Below are 18,662 nucleotides of genomic sequence, written 5' to 3'. Positions count from 1 at the left end.
ATCATCCTTTATTTAATTATATCACATAATATTCTTTTTAACTTATAAAAATAGATGCCAAGTACTTTTATATCTTGACATCTATCATCATGTTTCTATTTACTATAATTTTATTCATTGCTTACGCCATTGAAGTATTCATCTGTATATAATACTTCTACTTCTCCTGACCAATTAAGAATAGAACCAATAAAATCATTTACATCTAGTCCTGGCATTTCATATATTTCCTCCCAATGTATTAAACTATTTGTATATTATTCTTTTCTAAGTAAAACAAAATTTTATCTCTATAATCTAACAATATATTATTTAGTTCTTTAAGCAAATTAATCCAGTTAAGATTAAAATACTTATTAGTTAGTCCGCCAAATAAATCATCTTCAATAATGTCATCGCCTAATGCTTGATATAAGCCATAATGTGCCAATGCATTTCTTACCTTGCTATCTGAATATCGATCGTCTATATTAAAACTTGTGTTAAAATAATCATTTATTTCTGAATTTATTGAACATAAATAATAATATAGCAAGTAAGTAGCTCTAAGCTTAATAGGTGCATCCTCAATTATAAGCTGATTTAATCCATACAAAATAAAGTTTATATTACAAATTAAATTAAAAAGGATAAAATTTTGGTTATATTTTTGAGAAAAACTACTTCTCATAAAAAAGCCATAGTCTTTGTTAACAAATTTAATCTTCATATCTATTTTATATAGGTTTTTGTCAATCATTAAATCTTTGCCTAATATTTTACTTATAAGACTTCCAGCATAAAATAAATAATCCTTTAATTTTATTGCATACTCTAAATCAAATGTAAAATCTGGAAGTAAACTTGCAAAATCAATTGTATTTGCCATTGGTATTTTTATCTTATCTTTAATTAAAAAAGTAACCCCATAGTTATCATGTAAATAAAAAACTTTGTTAAAAATATTTATAGATTGCGAAAAATAATCATCTGCTTGATTAAACTGTCCTCTAAGTTCTTTATCTATATCTATTATGTCTTCTCCGTAAAACTTTGTATTTTTTCTAAGCGTTTCATAAAAAATCTTACATTCCGGGTTCATTTTTGGCACAGTGTCCTTTAATTCTTTATTGCTTTTAAGCCACTTAACAGCTCCTTCAACATATAATCCTAAAATTGGAGTAAGAGCAACAATGTAAGTGTCCATATCTTTTCTTGACTCTATATGTTTAAATAAAGAGTAAATACTTAAAGCATCATCTATTATTAAGTTTAAAACAATTTTTTCTCTAATATTCAGTTTATACACCTCATAATCATAATTATACCACATATAACACACATTAATCATGCATTATAAAAAATAACTATTTTATAGCACATCCTTCTTTACTCAGATGTTTCCCAATCTTTTAAAAGTTCTTGTGCTTTTTCTAATGATACATCATATAATCTACCATTTTTATAGCTCAAATAAAATGCGGCAATTTTTAATTTCTCTAAATCAGTAAATTTTTCAAGTTTCATTTTATCTAATTTTTTAATTAATTCATATACTTCTTCTGAAGTAATATATTTTTCATACCTATTTGATGAAAAGCTCCATCCCATTTCATTGTCAGTATTAGTCCATTCCTCTGCCATAGAGCAGATAAATTTAATTTTGTTAATATCATCTTTAAATAAATTATTCAAATATTTATATGCAGATTCTTTATCAAAACATTCCCACAAATATAATGCCATATAAAATTCGTTGATGTCAGATATTGGCTCATCTTTAAGAATTTCTTTAACTTTTTTTACATATACATTTTCAAGATTTTCTAATTTATCTAAACTTATTATTTGATCATACTCTTTTTCTGATGTTCCAACTAGTCTTGCATAAGAAAGTTCTATCCTATTAATAATTATAGCAAATTCGCCGATACTATCCTTGTCAGCTTTTTCAAGTGAACTCTTAATAATTTCATAACCCTCCGAACTATCACTAAATCTTTTGAAAAAATCATTTAAAATGCAATAAATCAAATTATTTGCTGACAAACTAAAAATCTCGTCTCTTTTCTCATCTTTAAATTCTCCTATCAAACTAAGTATTACAGATGATAGTAAATGTAAACGATCATTTGGTACATATTCTATTAAAGATTTAAGCTCTTCTAAATAATATCTTATTTCTCCACTTTTATTTATATTTTTTATAGTTTCTATAAGTTGCTCTTTATCATAATCATGAATGCTTTCATCTATTATTTTTCTTGATACTTGAACAGCTTCTAAATCAAAAGAAAAATACAAATCAAATTTTTCCTCATGTGATATTCTCATTCCAGCACGAGTATCATCCTTATTTACATATTTATATACATGTTCATTGATATCATCTGCAAATGTTGGAAATATTGTTTTAAGAAAATTAATAGCAGCATTTGAATATATTCCATTAGCATTGAATTCGTTTTCATACAATGTACGATAACTAATATCCTTGTTTTTTAATTTAAAGAAAGCGTGATTGACACCGCCACAAACATTGTCTTTATTGTCATAAATCCAATTATATAATTTAGGTTCCTTAACTTCAATTGTTGTAAGCGCAAGCATATCCTCAAAAGCAGTTTCTTCATATAATGCCCCATATTTAAATTGAAAAATATTAATAATTCTATTTACATCTCTTAATGTTTTTACGTATGGATAAACGCAATCATCTAATACATATCTCATATATGTTTGATCAATTTTAACTTTAATAGGTAGATTCTCATAAACGTTTTTAATCTTCTTTTGTAATATTGAATATAGCTTTTCTTTACTTATATCAGGTATTTCAAACGGAACTTGAATTATCTTGTCTAAATATTCATTGCCATCGATATTGTGAACTTCTTTTAAAGCACTACTAACAACTTCCCTATCCATTAGTAATACATATATCACATTAGGAAAGTCCCCAACTTGTTTTACTAATTGAAATATATCTCTTATTTGAGAATTATTTAATCTGTCTATATCGTCAATAACAACTACAATTTTGCTAGAAATTTCTAATAATGCCTTTTTAAGTTTTTCTTTACTCTCATCCAAATCAGGCGCTTTTGTAAAATTATCACCTGTTACTTTTAGTAAAGTTTTTAGCACTGGGGCTAACACTGGTCCAATTGTTGGTATAACTGCTAATCCGTCAACAGCATCTGAATAATTCTTAAATAAATTACCTAATGTATCTTTTATTTTTTTATTGCCACTATTTTGTATTTTATTGTTTAAACTATGAAAAAACAAGCTAATTAAATTATCTTGATCTGAATAATTCCATGGAGAAAATTTAACAATTAATGGCTTGTTATCATCAGTTTTTGAAAGTCTTAAGAGTTCTTCTTCTGCCATATTTATTACAGATGTTTTACCTGTACCCCACTTACCAAATAAACCAATTACTAATCCTGAATCATCATTATATTCGTATATAGCTTTCGCTAATTTATTTGAAAATGTTGATCTTCCTAATAAATCTCCTTCTTTACTTACTATAGGTTTATCTGCACTATAATTCATATATATCCTCCTTCAAATTATTATATGCTACATATATGTATATTTTTTATTTTATAAATATATTATACTACATATAGATAAATTGTTCAATAAAAAATAGATGCCAGTCTCAAAACTTGGCATCTATTATCCTCATCTTATTTATCTTTTATTCTTATCAATGTCGCAATTGCCTGCTCTTTTGTATAATGGCTTTTTGGTGAAAATCTTTTCTCGCTTACTCCTTGCATAATTCCTGCAGTATAAACTTTTTTGACGTCGTCTATTGCCCAAGTGGAGATGCTTTGGCTATCTGTAAAGCTAATATCGCCTGATGCTAAATTCATCCCAAGCTTTTCGCTTAGTTTTGACAAAATCACTGCGGCTTCTTCTCTTTTTATTTTGCCATCTGGATTGAATTTATTATTGCCAAGGCCATGTATTATGCCTTCGTAGGCTAATTTTTCAACTGAGAGCAAAACGTTGTCATCAAATTTAACTCTGCCTGAAATTTCTTTTTTTGTCATGCTCTCGTATAGCTTTACGGCGATGCTGCAAAACTCGCCTCTCGTTATATCGTCACGATAATTATTTTGAAGTATTGCAGGAACTAGTCCTTCGCCTATGGCTCTCATAATCTCTTTTTCTGCCCAAGCTGATGTTTTTTGCCAATCTTTAATCTTTTCACTCTTGTTCAAATCGATGCTACATTTTTTATTATTTTTGTATGCTTCGAACTTGCCTTTGCCAAGATATTCTATCCTATCATACTCAAATGGTATAAGTACTTTTCCGCTTCTATCGATCACGCCGCTTTTTGCATTATTTGTAGTTGACTGAGAGCCAGCGTACCATTCATTTGCCTTGCTTTTAACGATGGCGTAGTCGTCTTCAAAAACTATTCCTGATGGCCAAACTTCATCTATAATAAAATCTAGGACCATATTTTGCTTATCGTCAAGTAAAGCTAGTTTAGGAACAAGTGTTTCTTTAATTGACTCACTTTTTTCGTTTAATACGTTTTGTTCGTTTTTTGCATCTACTTTTAAATATTTAGAAAGGGTAATGTATCCAGCTTCATCTACTGCGCTTACCATGCCATCGAAATGTGCAGGCGTTAAGGCGCCTTTCATATCTGATATAAAATACTTTTGATCTATATCGGACTTATCTTTTTCTGCCAATAGGAGTTTATTCTCAGGCAAAAAATATATGTCTTTATACTTAAATGGTATATTGACGCTTTTTTCCTCAGTATCTATAACACCTACAAAGCCACTTGCATTGTCATTTGAAATGTAAACGATGACGTAGTGATCTTTGGTTTTGTCGAAAGATATATTGTGCGAGCCGTATTCAAAGTGGTAGCCAAGAACTGGTTTAGGCGCTTTTTCAAGCTCTGATACAATCGCGTCTATTTCCTTTTGATTTAGACTTATATCGCTAGATGCGTATGTGCCTTTGCTAAAAGCCACTGTCAAAAATATTAATAAGACTATTTTAAATAAAAAATTTTTAATTTTCATTGTCATTTACCCCTAATACCAACTATTCTTAATTCTTTGAAGATAGTTATTTACTATAATTTTATTCTTCGCTTACGCCATTGAAGTATTCATCTGTATATAATACTTCTACTTCTCCTGACCAATTAAGAATTGAGCCAATAAAATCATTTACATCTAGTCCTGGCATTTCATATATTTCCTCATCCCCAAGAGTTCCACAGGCATCCTCTACAAATACTGTTTCATAACCTCTATCAGAAGATAGGATACTGCTAAACAAGCAGCAATATTCTGTGTTAAAACCACAGATATATACTTTTGATACTTTGTTTTCACTTAATATTTCTTGAAGATTTGTATTATGAAATGGATTACATGATGATTTTGATATCACATAATCGGCAGCTTCTCTAAATTCATCTAACAATTCTACATCGCTGGATCCTTTATAAAACGGACTATCGCTATCGTCTGAGAAGTGTTGTGTTAAGAGTACGATATCTCCTTTGCTCTTAAAATCATTTATTAATAAGCTAATATTCTTTAAAGTGTTTGAGAAATCTTTTTTCTTTAAAATTCCTTTTTGTACATCTAATACAATTAATGCGTTCATAATTGATATGACCTCCTTTTACTTATTTATATTATATAACGTTATACTCCTTATAACCTATAAAAAATGGATACCAGTTTTAAAATCAAATATTTTCATTTACTCTTCTATATTCATCGTATAAAACCTTTAAATTATAATCATTAAACTTCTCTATAGCTTTTTCCCAAAAAGGTGCCATCTCGCCAAATATGCTTATATAGTCATAATTTGCACTTATAATTTTTTGTGCCGCTTCATTTACTCGTTTTTCATTTTTAGTATGATGAACTATTAGAAAGAATCTTTTCGCTTTTATTGGCTCAAAATTTATATCATGAGAATCATGAACACAAATATTATCATTTATCCATTCATAATTGTAATACATTTTATATAAATTCCTTTCCGCTTAAATTATTAAGATAAATACATCAATTTAAAAAGGTTTTCTATAATTTTTATTTCTTTCTAAACCAAGGTATCACTCTATTGACACTTCTTTTATACGCTAGATATTCTTCGCCAAAATTTTGATAAAGCCACTTCTCCTCTGTATTTTTCATAAGTATTGTTAAAAACATCCATAAAACTAGTGGCACTACAAAGAGTGCTGCATTTCTCTCGCCTATGATTACTCCTGTGGATATGGCTAGAAATGCTGAATAAACTGGGTTTCTGACTATGCCATAGACCCCGGTTGTAATGAGTTTACCCTCTTTTGCATTTTTATTTATTTTTGAACCGATGACTGAGGCTAACCATAGATATGCGCCTAGCGCTATGAAAATTATCTCAAGTGCTGTGAATATCCATGTTTCGCCTGTGATTTTGCCATTGACAAGTGTGCCTCTTCTATTCAAAACGACTGAGATAACAGTGACTAAAACTGTTGTTATCACAAAAATCGGTCCAACGCCAAAAACTGGCATACTTTTTTCTGTATCTTTCATTTTAATCCTCCTTATTTTATGTATGCTAGTCTTTTAAATATATGTCCATCTCAATCCTAAGCCATTCATCAACGGTCTCTTTATCCTTAATCCTTGCGTAAAGCTCTTTGCCAGCGTCCATAAGCCTTGAGAATACTGCGTTATCGCCTCTTGGTACATAACCAATCTTTTCCTTTTGAAGTGTTTCTACGCGAATGGCCTTATCATCATGAGGATTATCTTCTCTGAAAAATAATAATTTATCGTCAATATTCAAATGCTTTTCTATCTCGAAGATATTGTCAACATGCGTCGTGCCTGCGACATGCGTGGTAAATAGATATATCTCACGCTCGAATGGCTTTGGAACGACAAGACCGCCGGTGCCATGCAAGACACCTAAAAGGCCGCCGCCATCGTCTTTTTTAACTAAATCACTCATCTTTCTCCTCCAATAGCTTTGCTATAGCTTCTTCTAAATCCATTATTGCGTTTTTATAATCTTGTATCGATTCACTAAGCTCATCTTGCCTCTTCTTCATAAGACTATCATCATCAAGATATATCTTAAGTGTATATGGGAAGCGGCTCTTGATCTCATCCATGTTCTTTTTGATATTTTCTACAAGTTTTTCGAGACGAGCCTTCTCCTCAGCCATATCCAAGACAGTTTTTAGCTTAAGCTCATCATCTTTTTTCTCTTCATCAGCGCCAGAAACTACATAGATAAGCTTCATGCTAGCAACGTCACCAGCTTTATACGCTTCGACCGCTCTTACAAAAAGTTCTTTCTCAGCCTCAGTGACATCGGGGTTAAGGTCTGTATGCAGCTTTTTAACGACTTTTCTATACATATCCTTAAGGTCTTCGCTCTCGACATCAGATAAGAACTTGCCTTCGCTTCTCTTGATTGACTCGTTTACTTCCTTAAGCTTTTCTTCAAGGTCTTCCTTATATTTTTCAAACTCTTTGTCAAGAATCTCGTCTATCTCTATAACACTGACTTTTTCCTCTTTATAGACCTTCGCTTGAATGAGCTCTTTCTTTCTCTTAAGCCTTTGATAATTAAGGCTTAATTCATAAAGTTTGTACTCGAGGTAGCCCACCTTGACCATATATCTCATCTTGATGTTAGGACAAGCCGTGTATATTAAATTGTCGCGCTCCTCAACGAGCCTTACAAGCTCCTCTCTAAGCGCATTTATATCGTCCTTTAGTTCAATTTTGCCCTTGAACTCAATAATATCCGCCATAGTCCACCTCTTTAGTTAATTATATCACTAGAGATAATAATTTTCAAGGCAAAGAAAAGCTCTCTACTTAATAAGTAAAGAGCCAAATTTTTTATTCAATACTATTTAATCCATCATAAAGCTCATTGAAAGACTTAATCTTACTCATCCTTCCGTATGAGAGCTCTTTGTTCTCGCCAAACTCGTATAAAAAGCACTTTGCGAGCTCTTCGACTGTCACCTCAAGCGCTGTGAAAAACTCTTGATAAGCAAAATTTTGCGCCTTGCTCCCTTCGTCAAACATATTTATAATCACAGATTCACAAACTTGATCGAGTGGATACATCTTTATGTGCATTAGCTCATGAACTATGGTTTCTTCGATGTTCTCGTCCTTTGGATTTACTGCGTTTAGCATAAGTACCGCCTTTTTGTCTGTAGGGTCAATTTTAAAATCGCCCGTCTTTTTCCATTCAGGATCTTCGATAAACTCAAGCCTTATGTCCCACTCAGGCACTATGCGTAACTTTTTTGTATATTTATCAAATAATTCTTTTACTTTTTCTCTGTCCATAATTTACCTTCTTTTTTTATTCATAACCATGCTAATGGTATAGCCGCCATCCATAATCACTTCTGCTTTAATTAGTCCGCCGTCGTCAATCACTATGCCGTCATTAACTTTCCTTACGCTAATGGTCCTCGCATCTTTATGAAAGCCTTTGCCGATGTATTTTAGATAAGCTTCAAGGGCTGTGAAGCGCATAAGAAATTCTTCTTTACTCTCATAAGCGCCCTCATCAAAGTTCAAAAATTTTGTTCTTTTAAACTTTTCTAGCTCTATATCACGGCTATCGTCTTCTATATCTACTCCAATTGCTTCACTTGCAAGTCCCACTACTGAAATGTCTGTGCTATGGGAAATGCTAAAATCTTTGTTCCAGCCAGCTATATAGGGTTTGCCATATTTATTTTGCTGCCAAATAGGCTCCGCTTCAATATTATCTAGCGAAAAAAGACTATTGACTAGGCCTCTTGTCTTTATAAAGCGAATTTTTTCTCTCTCATTTTTTATTTCATCTAGCTTTGCCAAATTTAAAAAACTTAAGTGCTTTTGAAAATCATCTATATTTACTAAATCCATGTACAATTTGAAAATTACTGGCTCAGCTAAATTTAATTCACTTAAATCTTTTGGTGAAGTGAGTTCCATTAGCCTAAAATTTTTACTCGTATTCACTAATATCTGTTTTTTCATCTATATTAATTCTCTTAAGCTTTTTAAGCGTTTCAGGCAGACCGCGCACGATGTAATTTTTGCCTGGCTTAACGCCTAAAGTGACTTTGTAGCCGACTTCTTCAGCAATCAGCTCGCTTAGACCGTCGAAGTCGCCCTCTGGATAAGCAAATACAAGTGGTTCGCCGTCCGCAAATTCTTTATAAAGCGCCTTGTACTTGGCAGTATCCTCTTTAAATGCTTTGACGTAAGTCTCCTCGCTCTCGCCCGGAAGTCTCTTCGCAGTCCTTCTGAATGTGTATTTATCACTAGGATATGCCTGATGCATCCAGTATGTGTGTGAGCCAAACTCAATCACATCTGACATCTCTTTTGCCTCGGCCGCGCTAAAGTGCTCGTAGATATCTTTATCTGTATCTGGATATTTATTTAGCCCCATGGTCTTGCCAACTGGGAATATTGTTGCCCTCAATCCATATTTTTTTAATAATGGATAGGCTTCGGTATAATTTGATCTATAGCCATCGTCAAAGGTGATGATACAGAACTTTTCAGGCAGATCTGCATCGCCATTAACATAGTCATATAAATCTTTAAATGAGACTGTGGCAATATTATTTTCTTTTAAATATTTCAAAACGCTCTCAAACTTTTCTTTTGTGATGATGTAAGCGTTTTTCGGGTCCTTGTCTATGTGGTGTAGCTCGAAAATGTAAAACTCTCTCGCATCGGGCTTTGCCTCTGTATATAAAGGTGCCTCTACCTTGTCTACGTAGCGGCCAAAGTCCTTGCGACCAGCGTAAATAGTCTCGAGCATCATCTTGCCAAGGGCGTTTCTGAAGTGAGCTGGGTCGTAGAAAAATCTCGGATCGTTCTCGTACTCAGTTCCTGTGAAGTCCCAGAAAGGGCTGATCTCTGCAAGTCCCTTGTAATAGCTCTCTACCTCTGCTTTGTCATAGCGAGCAGTCTCGTCCTTATACATAGGACATAAAAGCATTGTAAGCTTGACTCCAGCATCGTCACAAGCTTTTTTCATGCGCCTAATTGCTTCAAGCGCATCATTTGCATGAGCCATCTTAAGCTTTGTGTAGTCCTTATTAAAGCCTTTTTCCGCCTTGTAATCCTTCTCGCTGCCGATGTACTCGATGTCCCTTTGGCTCTTGTCATAAGAACCATCAAGGCTAAAGACGTCGAAGCTCTCTTGAACAAGCGACCTCTTGCCCATTGCCCTAAATTTTTCAATCGCATTTCTCGGATTAGCAAAAAGATATCTCAAATAAAACAAAATTTTGCTCTCGCCAGAAACATCCGGATTCATGTAGTAGTTTAGTGAAGTCCTCTCTCCGTTGTATCTAAGAGCCGATGGTATCGAAAGCGGCAGTATAACTGACTCCACCTCATAATTTTTCAAAATATAATCTAAATTCTTCTCAACAACATAAAGGTCCGCGCCGTATGAAAATAGATTAAAATACTTTTTGCCAGTATATTTCTCAAGCTCCTCTGTGGGAATGGATGAGGCACCACTTGCGCCCAAGATAAAGTTCTTGTAATCTTTTCCCTTGATGTACTCAATCTTGGCTGTCCTTGGATTTTGTGTAAAATCATAAGTATACCACTTAGTAAATCTATCACCAAAGACGTTAAATGGGTCAGCTAGCACATTTAAAATGGCTACGACTAGAGCAAGAATTAAGATGCATACAAAAAATATTGTGATGAATTTTTTCTCTTTCATATAATCACCTAATAATTTCTATAGATAAAGTCTACTTTTGTAAAGCCGCTCGCAAATACGCCAAAGTATGCGACAAAGGCCATAAATATAAGTAGTCCTGTGAATAAATAGATTGGCTTAATCTTAAGAACTTTTTCTTTCACATCAATTTCTTTTTCTTCAGCGAGTGAAATGATGAAGACTATGATAAGCGAAATAAGTATAACGGCGTAATCAAGCCTACTTAGACCAGTCGCTGCGTGTCTGAAACCTCTATCGACAAGGGTTTTCTTCATCATGTGAAGAGCTGTTCTAAGACCAGCAGATCTTGTAAAGTACCTGCCTACAAAGACTATCATCAGTGTTGAAAATATTTTTGTTATTCTATAAATAAGTGAAGTATCTTTTAAGCCGATTTTATTTCTGAAGGCTTTAAATCTATCTTCAAAAATAAGTCCCAAGCTGATTATGGTACCGTTATATAGACCGAAGGCCAAAAAGTTTAGACCAGCGCCATGCCATATACCTATGATGAAGTAAACAACAAAGCTTGCTATACTTAGTGTTAAGTACTTGCCAAATTTGCGGCCAAGGTGCTTTCTTGACTTTTTATTGATAAACACGAAAGCCTTTGATAGCGATAGACTGTAGAAAACGTAGTCCTTCATCCACGAGCCAAGGCTTGTGTGCCAGCGTCTCCAAAAATCCGCAAGGCTTGTCGCAAAGAATGGCCTTTTGAAGTTTCGGTCAAGCTTCACACCAAATAAATAGGCTGCACCTCTTGCGACGTCGATGCCGCCTGAGAAGTCACAGTAAATTTGAATTGAATAAAATATAATTGCAATAAAAACGAAAATGCCCGAATATAAATCTGGCTCGGTAAAAACTTTGTTCACAAAAACCGCTGCCCTATCGGCAATGACAAGCTTCTTAAAGAAGCCATAAAGAATGAGCATAAGACCATAAGAAATGTCTGTGGCACTACTATCATCATTGTAAAGGCCATGAGAAATATCATCGTAGCGCGAAATAGGTCCTTGCATCATTTGCGGGAAGAATGAAACGAAGAGCGAGTACTTGAAAATGTTTTTTTGCGCCTCGTACTTCGCTCTATAAACGTCAATCACGTAGCCACTCGCCATGAAGATGTAAAATGAAATGCCAAGCGGAATAAAGTTCTGGAAAATATTGACACTAGTAAACTTAACTAGACTTAGCATACCAAAATTCAAAATGAGTGTGATAGCCAAAACGAGCTTATTCTTATGCTTTTCTAGATAAATGGCAGAAAAATAAGTGCTTAAAATTACAAAGATTAAGTAGACAAAGGCCTTTACACTAAAGCTTGCATAATAAGCTAAAGAGATGAGTAAAAGCGCCTGCCACTTGTACTTAGCAAGTTTAAACACAATAAAGGAACATAGTAAAAATACTATGAAAGTGAAGCTTGTAAAACTCATTGCAATGATTTAATTAGTTTCTCTATCGCTAAAACGTTTGCGAAATTTTCTGGCAATAGCTCGGAAACTTGTATTTTAACGCCAAAAGCGTCGTTTAATTCTATGACTAAAGTCACTATGTCGAAAGAGTCTAGTATGCCTTCTTCGATGATTTCAGTTGTGTCCTCAACTGCTTCTCCAGTGACGTCTTCGATGATTTCTTTAATTTTTCTTTCATTGGTCTTCCCTCCAAATATATACATAGGACTTGAGTCCGTCCTCTTTAAATCCATGTTTATGGTATAGTTTTATCGCTCTCGAGCCTTCATCAGTCCACACATTGACGCGTTTTTTCTTAGAAACGCATCCAAGATAATGGCGCAAGATCTCTGTGCCGAGTCCCTCGCCCCTCTTAGCTGAGTCTATGTAGAAGTGCTCGATACTGTCCTTAAACGCATCCGTGCTAAACTCGATAAAGCCAGCGTCATCAATCCCTATGAAAAGTTTTTTCGCTATGCGCTCCTTGACCTCTACCATACTAAGCCTCTCGCCTGAGTACTCGTCAAAGCTTTGAAGCGCCTCGTAAATAAATTCTGCGTCGTCAATGTATTTAACTCGCTTTGATTCATAAGGCTCTTTATGTGTTAAACGCAGTCTAATTCTTGTCTTATATAGCTCAAAACCTATATTTTCAAGCGTCTCATCCATTAGTTTAGAAACGATTTCGCTCACAAAAGTGCCCTTCGCATCAAATTTTTCATTGATATCATTTATATAATAATAAAGCTTGTAATAGCCCTCTCTTTTGACTAGGACATAGAAATTCCTATAGCCTTTTATGTAGTAGAGCCTAGCTATATTGGCTTCATATAGCGAAGTATTCATGTAATCATTTGTGATGGAGCCCTCATAAGATTTTAAAATCTCAAGCTCCTCTACTCTATTAAACTTCTCCACGTTCATAAATTTCTAAAAGCCTCTTCTTATCTATCTTAGTGTTTTGCGTCTTAGGAAGAGCGTCCATGTGCACAAACTTCGATGGAAGCATGTACTTTGGCAGCCTTTCAAGGATAAAGTCCTTAAATTCCTTCCTCGAAAATTCCTTTCCAGAGTAAAACAAAATTATGATTTCATTTTCTTTATCAAAAACAGCGCTCGCCTCGTGTATGCCCATGGCGTATACCTGTCTTTCTATCTCGTCTAGCTCGATTCTGTGGCCAAAGACCTTGACCTGATTGTCCTTCCTTGCCAAAAATTCTATCTCGCCAAACTTATTTCTTCTAACAAAGTCGCCGCTCCTGTAGACAATCTCTCTATATGCCTTGTTTAGTGGGTTTTGCACGAAAGCCTTCTCAGTTTGATCAAGTTTATTGTAGTAGCCGTAAGAAACGCCTCTACCCCTGATAACAAGCTCACCCTCGTCAGCTTCTTTGTCGCCATCAAGTATCATTACCTCCATATTCTCACAAGCCTTGCCAATGGGGATGATCTCATCATCTTGAAAATCCCTATCAACCTTGTAATAGCAGCAGTCGCAAGTCGCTTCAGTCGGTCCATATAGGTTAAAGTACTCAGCCTCTGCAGCTTTGCGCCAGATGTTCAGCTTTTGCGCGCTCATTTGCTCGCCAGCAAAAGTAACTAGCCTTAAGTATTTTGGTTTATCTATATCAAAAACATTTGAATTTGCAAGAATATTAAGCGCCGACACCGACCATAGTATAGCAGTTATTTTATTTTCGTTTAAATATTCGACCACCTTGACTGGAAATAAAAAGTCCTTCGGATCCATTAAGTATAAAGTCGCTCCAGTCTTAGTAAATAGGCAAAGCTCCTTAAGCGACGCATCAAAAAAGAGCGGCGTTTGATTTGCAAGCCTATCGTTTTCGTTTATTTTCAAAGTCTTCTCTAGCCAATCTTGTAAGTCCACGATCATGAAATTACTGATAACAACGCCCTTTGGCTCACCAGTTGTACCAGATGTGAATAAAACATAAACAGGATCTGCGTCTATCATCTTAGCTCTGATCACTTCAAGAGCCGCCTCATCGCAGCCATAATCATGGCTAAAGTCATAGTGAAGAGCATAATCTTCGAAAATATTCTTCGTATGATAAATACCTAAAGTGCTCTCGAGACGCTTTTTGATAGTCTCAATCCTCTCACGAGGCATAGCCGCATCGATGGGCACGTAAAAGTTGCCGCTGTAAAGAACCGCGAAAAATGAGATTATAGTCTCAAGTAGTCTGTCAGTCTCAACCATGATGGGACGCTTCGTTTGTGGATGAATTTTATGTATCTCACTTGCAAGACTAATAGCCCTCGCACGAAGCTCACTAAAAGTTATGGACTTCTCCTTGTCAACGATGGCTACTTTGTCAGGATATTCACTTGTTATACGGTCTAGTTGATCGATGAATAGCATATTACACCTCGTATTAATATTAACACAAAGCCCTCTAATTGTCAATAATTAGAACTTTCGCGTTATGATTGCGACTAAGGCTCGTGCGCTCGCTTCCTCCTTACGGAGTACTTTTATGTACACCTCAGTCGGTCGCTCGTTATACTTCGCCTTATTCATCAATCCTATTCGCAAAAGTTTATTTTCATCTAATCCAAACCAATTTCATAATTTTTCTCGAAATCAATTTTTTGCTTTGCTAAATAATTAGAAGAAAAAATTCAAGCACAAAAAGATTTTAATATTTTATAAGTATTATTCTAAAACTTTTTTATAGTGTAAGATATGTTACAGAAAGAAGACTTTCTTAAGTATAAAATATAGACAAAATAGAAAATGAAAAATTAAAGGAGGAAAATTATGTTTTGTTACCAATGTCAAGAAACTTTAAACAACAAAGGCTGCACTAAGGCTGGTGTCTGCGGTAAAAAGGCGGATGTTGCCAGCGCGCAAGACCTACTTGTTTATACAACTAAACTACTTTGTGATGTTTTAAATAATCTTAGAGGTGAAAACTACACTATAGATAAAAAGTACAATCACATGGTTACTTACAACATGTTCATCACCATTACCAATGCAAATTTTGACTTAGACATGATACTTGATCAAGTCGTAAAAACTATTGAAGCTAAGGATGAACTACTAGCTAAATTAAATGATAAATCTAAGCTACGCAAGCTAAGTCTTTACTCTGACAAGGACAGAGCTAAGCTTATGGCTTTAGCAGAAATAGTCGGTGTTTTAGTAACTAAAGATGAAGATCAAAGATCACTAAAGGAGCTAGCTACATACGGTATCAAGGGTATGAGTGCGTATATGAAGCACGCTAACACTCTTAATTATGATGATGAAAGTATTGATATCTTTATTCAAGAAACACTTGCAAGATTCATAGATGTAGAAATTCCAATTGACGAGCTATATGAAACAGTATTGAAAACTGGTGAATACGGCGTTAAGGCCATGGCCCTGCTTGATAAGGCAAACACTGAAACTTATGGTAACCCAGAGATCACAAAAGTTAATATCGGCGTTAGTGATAAGCCTGGTATACTTATATCCGGCCACGACTTAAAGGATATTGAGATGCTGCTTGAACAAACTGAAGGAAGCGGTATTGATGTTTACACTCGCTCAGAGATGCTGCCTGCACACTACTATCCGAAGTTTAAAAAGTACAAGCACTTCATAGGTAATTATGGCAATAGCTGGTGGATGCAAAAAGAAGAGTTTGAAAAGTTTAATGGACCAGTACTATTTACGACTAATTGTATAGTGCCACCAAAAACTGATTATATAGATAGGATATACACAACAGGAGCCGCTGGCTTCCCAGGATGTAAACACATCAAAGCTGACGAGAACGGTCACAAGGACTTTACAGAAATCATTGAGCATGCTAAAAAATGCAAGGCGCCTGTTCAAATCGAAGAAGGCGAGCTAGTAGGTGGCTTTGCACACAATCAAGTTCTTGCACTTAAAGACAAAGTTGTAGATGCAGTTAAATCAGGAGCAATCAAAAGATTTGTTGTCATGGGCGGCTGCGATGGAAGACAAAAAGGAAGAAGCTACTACACAGAATTTGCAGAAAAACTTCCAAAGGATACTGTAATACTAACTGCTGGCTGCGCAAAATATCGCTACAACAAGCTTAATCTCGGAGACATAGCAGGTATACCAAGAGTATTGGATGCAGGTCAATGTAACGACTCTTACAGCTTAGCAATGATAGCGCTAGCACTTAAGGATGCCTTTGGCCTTGATGATATCAATGACTTACCTATAGTCTACAATATCGCATGGTACGAGCAAAAAGCTGTCATAGTCTTACTTGCACTGCTTTCACTTGGCGTAAAAAACATACACCTTGGACCAACACTACCAGCTTTCTTAAGCGACAATGTAGTTAATATATTAGTGGAAAAATTTGGCATAGCTCCAAACTCAAGTGTTGATGAAGATCTAGCAAAGTTCTTCGCATAAGAATATTTAACAAAAAGAAAACCATTGTTCAGATAAACTCTGTTCAATGGTTTTTTTCTATAATAAATCTTCTAGCTTTGTTCTAGAAAAATATATTTTATTATCCCTTTCTTCGATAAGCCCCTCAGCCTTCATCTGCGACAGCTCTCTTGATAAAGATGGCCTTGGTACACTTAAAAATTCTGCAAAGGCAGTCTTGTTAAATGGCAGCTTAATAAAGCCTCCCTCGTCAATAATCAGAAGGTAATTGATAATCTTGTTACGAATAGACTTAGCCGTGCATATCATAAGCTTCTTGTTTAGATAGTAGGCTTTGTTTGCAAGTATGCTAATGATATTATTTATTATCATCTTATAATTATCTTCTTGACTTACAATAAAATCTTTCTTTATAATAAGAAGCGAAGTGTCTTTAGTAGCGCTAGCATAGTGATGCAAAGGTTCATCTACAAAAAGATACACCTCAGCAAATACAGTGCCAGGCTTGTCAAAGACATTGACTATAGTTTTTTTACCGCTCTGAGTTATATTCTCAACAGCAACCTCACCAGATAGCAAGATATAAAGCTCCTTTACATAATCACCAGCAATGAATACACTCTCTCCACGCTTAAAATTTTTCACGCTGGCCTTTGCGAAGTTTAGGTAATCTTCAATTTCTTCACTTTTCATGCCTTTAAATAGCAACGATTTTTTCAAAATATCTATCATATATCCTCCCTAGCAACTGACTTTATCATTCTTATATATAATCCTTATACCCATAATAACTAAGTTTATATGTGTTAAGACGCAAAAAAGAGAGCAAAATTGCTCTCTAAAAATATATTTTGCTATTTTGTATCGTGTCAATGAATAGTCTCCCAACAGAGTTTGTAGGAAAAAGAAGAACCTCGTCCATCATCAAAACTTCGTTTTGGATGTGTCCTGGCCGTAAGTTTAATCAAATCGACGTTCACTACGTTCCGTCTCTTTGTAAACTCTGGCATAAGGCATGCATAGCCAATCGAACTTCATTTCACTCGTTCTCTTGGTGCATGGACTTAACAACCTTAGTGCTTCGCACTGGCCTGAAAAGACCTACTAAAGATTTCCTTTAATAGGTCTGAAATATAAAAATAACTATTAACTTGTGATTAGGGAAATGAGATAATTAATCGTTCCATTTTCAATCAATATATAGAGACCGAGCCCAATAAACACGACTGGTACAATTATTTTTTCGTACTTTTCTACAGTTTCTCCGATAGCAGAAATTGAGGCGAGATTTTGAGATAATTTGCATAGAACTAAAATACCTAACGCAAATATTACTAAACTTATACTAATCTCAATCAAACTCTTTCCTGTAAAATAGGGAATATAAATTCCTAAATTATCTCCACCCATTGCCACTGTTAAGCTTGTAAATGCTAAGATTTTTGATCCATCTCTGGTAATTTTTCCCTCGATATCTTCTTCATCAATATCTTCATCCACAAAAATTGATCTTATACCAAGACCTAGTGGAATTAGACCAAGGAGTCCGATAATCCAATCTTGTGGAATAAAATTTAAAAAGTAAGCGGCTATAAGACTAACCAGAACAAGCAGTCCTGTACCTAAATACTGTCCTGCATAAATTGATTTCAAACCTTTCTTGCCTTGACTGGCGAATAAGATAGTCAAAACAACTAAGTAGTCAATTGATGTAGAGACAAAAACTAATAAAGCGGATACTATTGTTTCCATTATTTCTCCTTTCAAAATGTTTAATTTTTTTAGACAATCAAAAATTGACTGCAAACACATTGTGCCTTGGCAGTTGCCAATGGAGACACTTGAAGAAATAACTTCACAATTTTCCCACCTTTCTTTTTAATATTTGCTATAGTATACTATAATAGTCGGATTTTGTCAAGTATGCTGATAGATATCCACGCAAACTATAGAGATTGAAATTATATAAAATTAGATATGCCAAACATCATTTATTTAATATTGAACCATCTCATTCACTCTTTTCTGAACTGTGTACTAATCATATCCAGCTTGTA

18 protein-coding genes are annotated in these 18,662 nt (G+C 34.5%); 1 reads left to right on the top strand and 17 read right to left on the bottom strand.

What is annotated here, in order from left to right:
* Positions 1–241: 241 nt before the first annotated feature.
* From BN30_RS04050 to BN30_RS03980, 15 genes are all read right to left on the bottom strand, one after another.
* On the bottom strand, positions 242–1,312 hold the full coding sequence (locus BN30_RS04050) for a hypothetical protein (protein ID WP_019214234.1): 1,071 nt from the start codon (positions 1,310–1,312) through the stop codon (positions 242–244).
* A gap of 56 nt (positions 1,313–1,368) precedes the next feature.
* Positions 1,369–3,543, bottom strand: a complete 2,175-nt coding sequence (locus tag BN30_RS04045) for a KAP family P-loop NTPase fold protein (protein ID WP_019214233.1) — start codon at positions 3,541–3,543, stop codon at positions 1,369–1,371.
* Positions 3,544–3,680: 137 nt separating this feature from the next.
* A complete protein-coding gene (locus BN30_RS04040) occupies positions 3,681–5,048 on the bottom strand; it encodes an S-layer homology domain-containing protein (protein ID WP_019214232.1) in 1,368 nt (455 codons plus the stop codon).
* 61 nt (positions 5,049–5,109) lie between these two features.
* Positions 5,110–5,643: a cysteine hydrolase family protein gene (locus BN30_RS04035; RefSeq protein ID WP_019214231.1), complete on the bottom strand. Its 534-nt coding sequence runs from the start codon at positions 5,641–5,643 to the stop codon at positions 5,110–5,112.
* 85 nt (positions 5,644–5,728) lie between these two features.
* Complete coding sequence (locus BN30_RS08965; protein ID WP_019214230.1) at positions 5,729–6,013, bottom strand: hypothetical protein; 285 nt, start codon at positions 6,011–6,013, stop codon at positions 5,729–5,731.
* 70 nt (positions 6,014–6,083) lie between these two features.
* Positions 6,084–6,575: a methyltransferase family protein gene (locus tag BN30_RS04025; protein WP_019214229.1), complete on the bottom strand. Its 492-nt coding sequence runs from the start codon at positions 6,573–6,575 to the stop codon at positions 6,084–6,086.
* A gap of 25 nt (positions 6,576–6,600) precedes the next feature.
* The gene (locus BN30_RS04020; protein ID WP_019214228.1) at positions 6,601–6,996 is read right to left on the bottom strand and encodes an HIRAN domain-containing protein; all 396 of its coding nucleotides are present in this window, start codon (positions 6,994–6,996) and stop codon (positions 6,601–6,603) included.
* A complete protein-coding gene (locus BN30_RS04015; RefSeq protein ID WP_019214227.1) occupies positions 6,989–7,807 on the bottom strand; it encodes a hypothetical protein in 819 nt (272 codons plus the stop codon). The genes BN30_RS04020 and BN30_RS04015 overlap by 8 nt, the downstream gene beginning before the upstream one ends.
* 91 nt (positions 7,808–7,898) lie before the next feature.
* The gene (locus BN30_RS04010; RefSeq protein ID WP_019214226.1) at positions 7,899–8,360 is read right to left on the bottom strand and encodes a hypothetical protein; all 462 of its coding nucleotides are present in this window, start codon (positions 8,358–8,360) and stop codon (positions 7,899–7,901) included.
* Positions 8,361–8,363: 3 nt separating this feature from the next.
* Positions 8,364–9,044: a 4'-phosphopantetheinyl transferase family protein gene (locus BN30_RS04005; protein WP_019214225.1), complete on the bottom strand. Its 681-nt coding sequence runs from the start codon at positions 9,042–9,044 to the stop codon at positions 8,364–8,366.
* Positions 9,013–10,761: a polysaccharide deacetylase family protein gene (locus BN30_RS04000; protein ID WP_019214224.1), complete on the bottom strand. Its 1,749-nt coding sequence runs from the start codon at positions 10,759–10,761 to the stop codon at positions 9,013–9,015. Before BN30_RS04000 ends, BN30_RS04005 begins: the two co-directional genes overlap by 32 nt.
* 8 nt (positions 10,762–10,769) lie before the next feature.
* A complete protein-coding gene (locus BN30_RS03995) occupies positions 10,770–12,149 on the bottom strand; it encodes an MBOAT family O-acyltransferase (RefSeq protein ID WP_207636141.1) in 1,380 nt (459 codons plus the stop codon).
* Positions 12,150–12,196: 47 nt separating this feature from the next.
* Positions 12,197–12,442, bottom strand: coding sequence for an acyl carrier protein (locus BN30_RS03990; protein ID WP_019214222.1), 246 nt, complete (start codon positions 12,440–12,442; stop codon positions 12,197–12,199).
* Entirely contained in the window at positions 12,414–13,142 is a 729-nt protein-coding gene (locus BN30_RS03985; RefSeq protein ID WP_019214221.1) for a GNAT family N-acetyltransferase, read from the bottom strand. Before BN30_RS03985 ends, BN30_RS03990 begins: the two co-directional genes overlap by 29 nt.
* Positions 13,123–14,601: an amino acid adenylation domain-containing protein gene (locus BN30_RS03980; RefSeq protein ID WP_019214220.1), complete on the bottom strand. Its 1,479-nt coding sequence runs from the start codon at positions 14,599–14,601 to the stop codon at positions 13,123–13,125. The genes BN30_RS03985 and BN30_RS03980 overlap by 20 nt, the downstream gene beginning before the upstream one ends.
* Before the next feature lie 399 nt (positions 14,602–15,000).
* On the opposite strand from BN30_RS03980, the gene hcp reads away from it, so the two are divergent.
* The gene (hcp, locus tag BN30_RS03975) at positions 15,001–16,626 is read left to right on the top strand and encodes a hydroxylamine reductase (RefSeq protein WP_019214219.1); all 1,626 of its coding nucleotides are present in this window, start codon (positions 15,001–15,003) and stop codon (positions 16,624–16,626) included.
* 57 nt (positions 16,627–16,683) lie between these two features.
* Here hcp and BN30_RS03970 read toward each other — a convergent pair whose 3' ends face one another.
* Positions 16,684–17,337 (bottom strand): Crp/Fnr family transcriptional regulator, encoded by a 654-nt coding sequence (locus tag BN30_RS03970; protein ID WP_019214218.1) that lies wholly within the window; start codon positions 17,335–17,337, stop codon positions 16,684–16,686.
* A gap of 414 nt (positions 17,338–17,751) precedes the next feature.
* Positions 17,752–18,357, bottom strand: a complete 606-nt coding sequence (locus BN30_RS03965; protein WP_019214217.1) for a CadD family cadmium resistance transporter — start codon at positions 18,355–18,357, stop codon at positions 17,752–17,754.
* Between the last annotated feature and the right edge of the window lie 305 nt (positions 18,358–18,662).

The sequence above is a fragment of the Fenollaria massiliensis genome (genome assembly GCF_000312505.2).
GTDB lineage: Bacteria > Bacillota > Clostridia > Tissierellales > Peptoniphilaceae > Fenollaria > Fenollaria massiliensis.
Note: the sequence above shows the minus strand (reverse complement) of the source record. Positions and strands in the feature narration are given on the sequence as shown.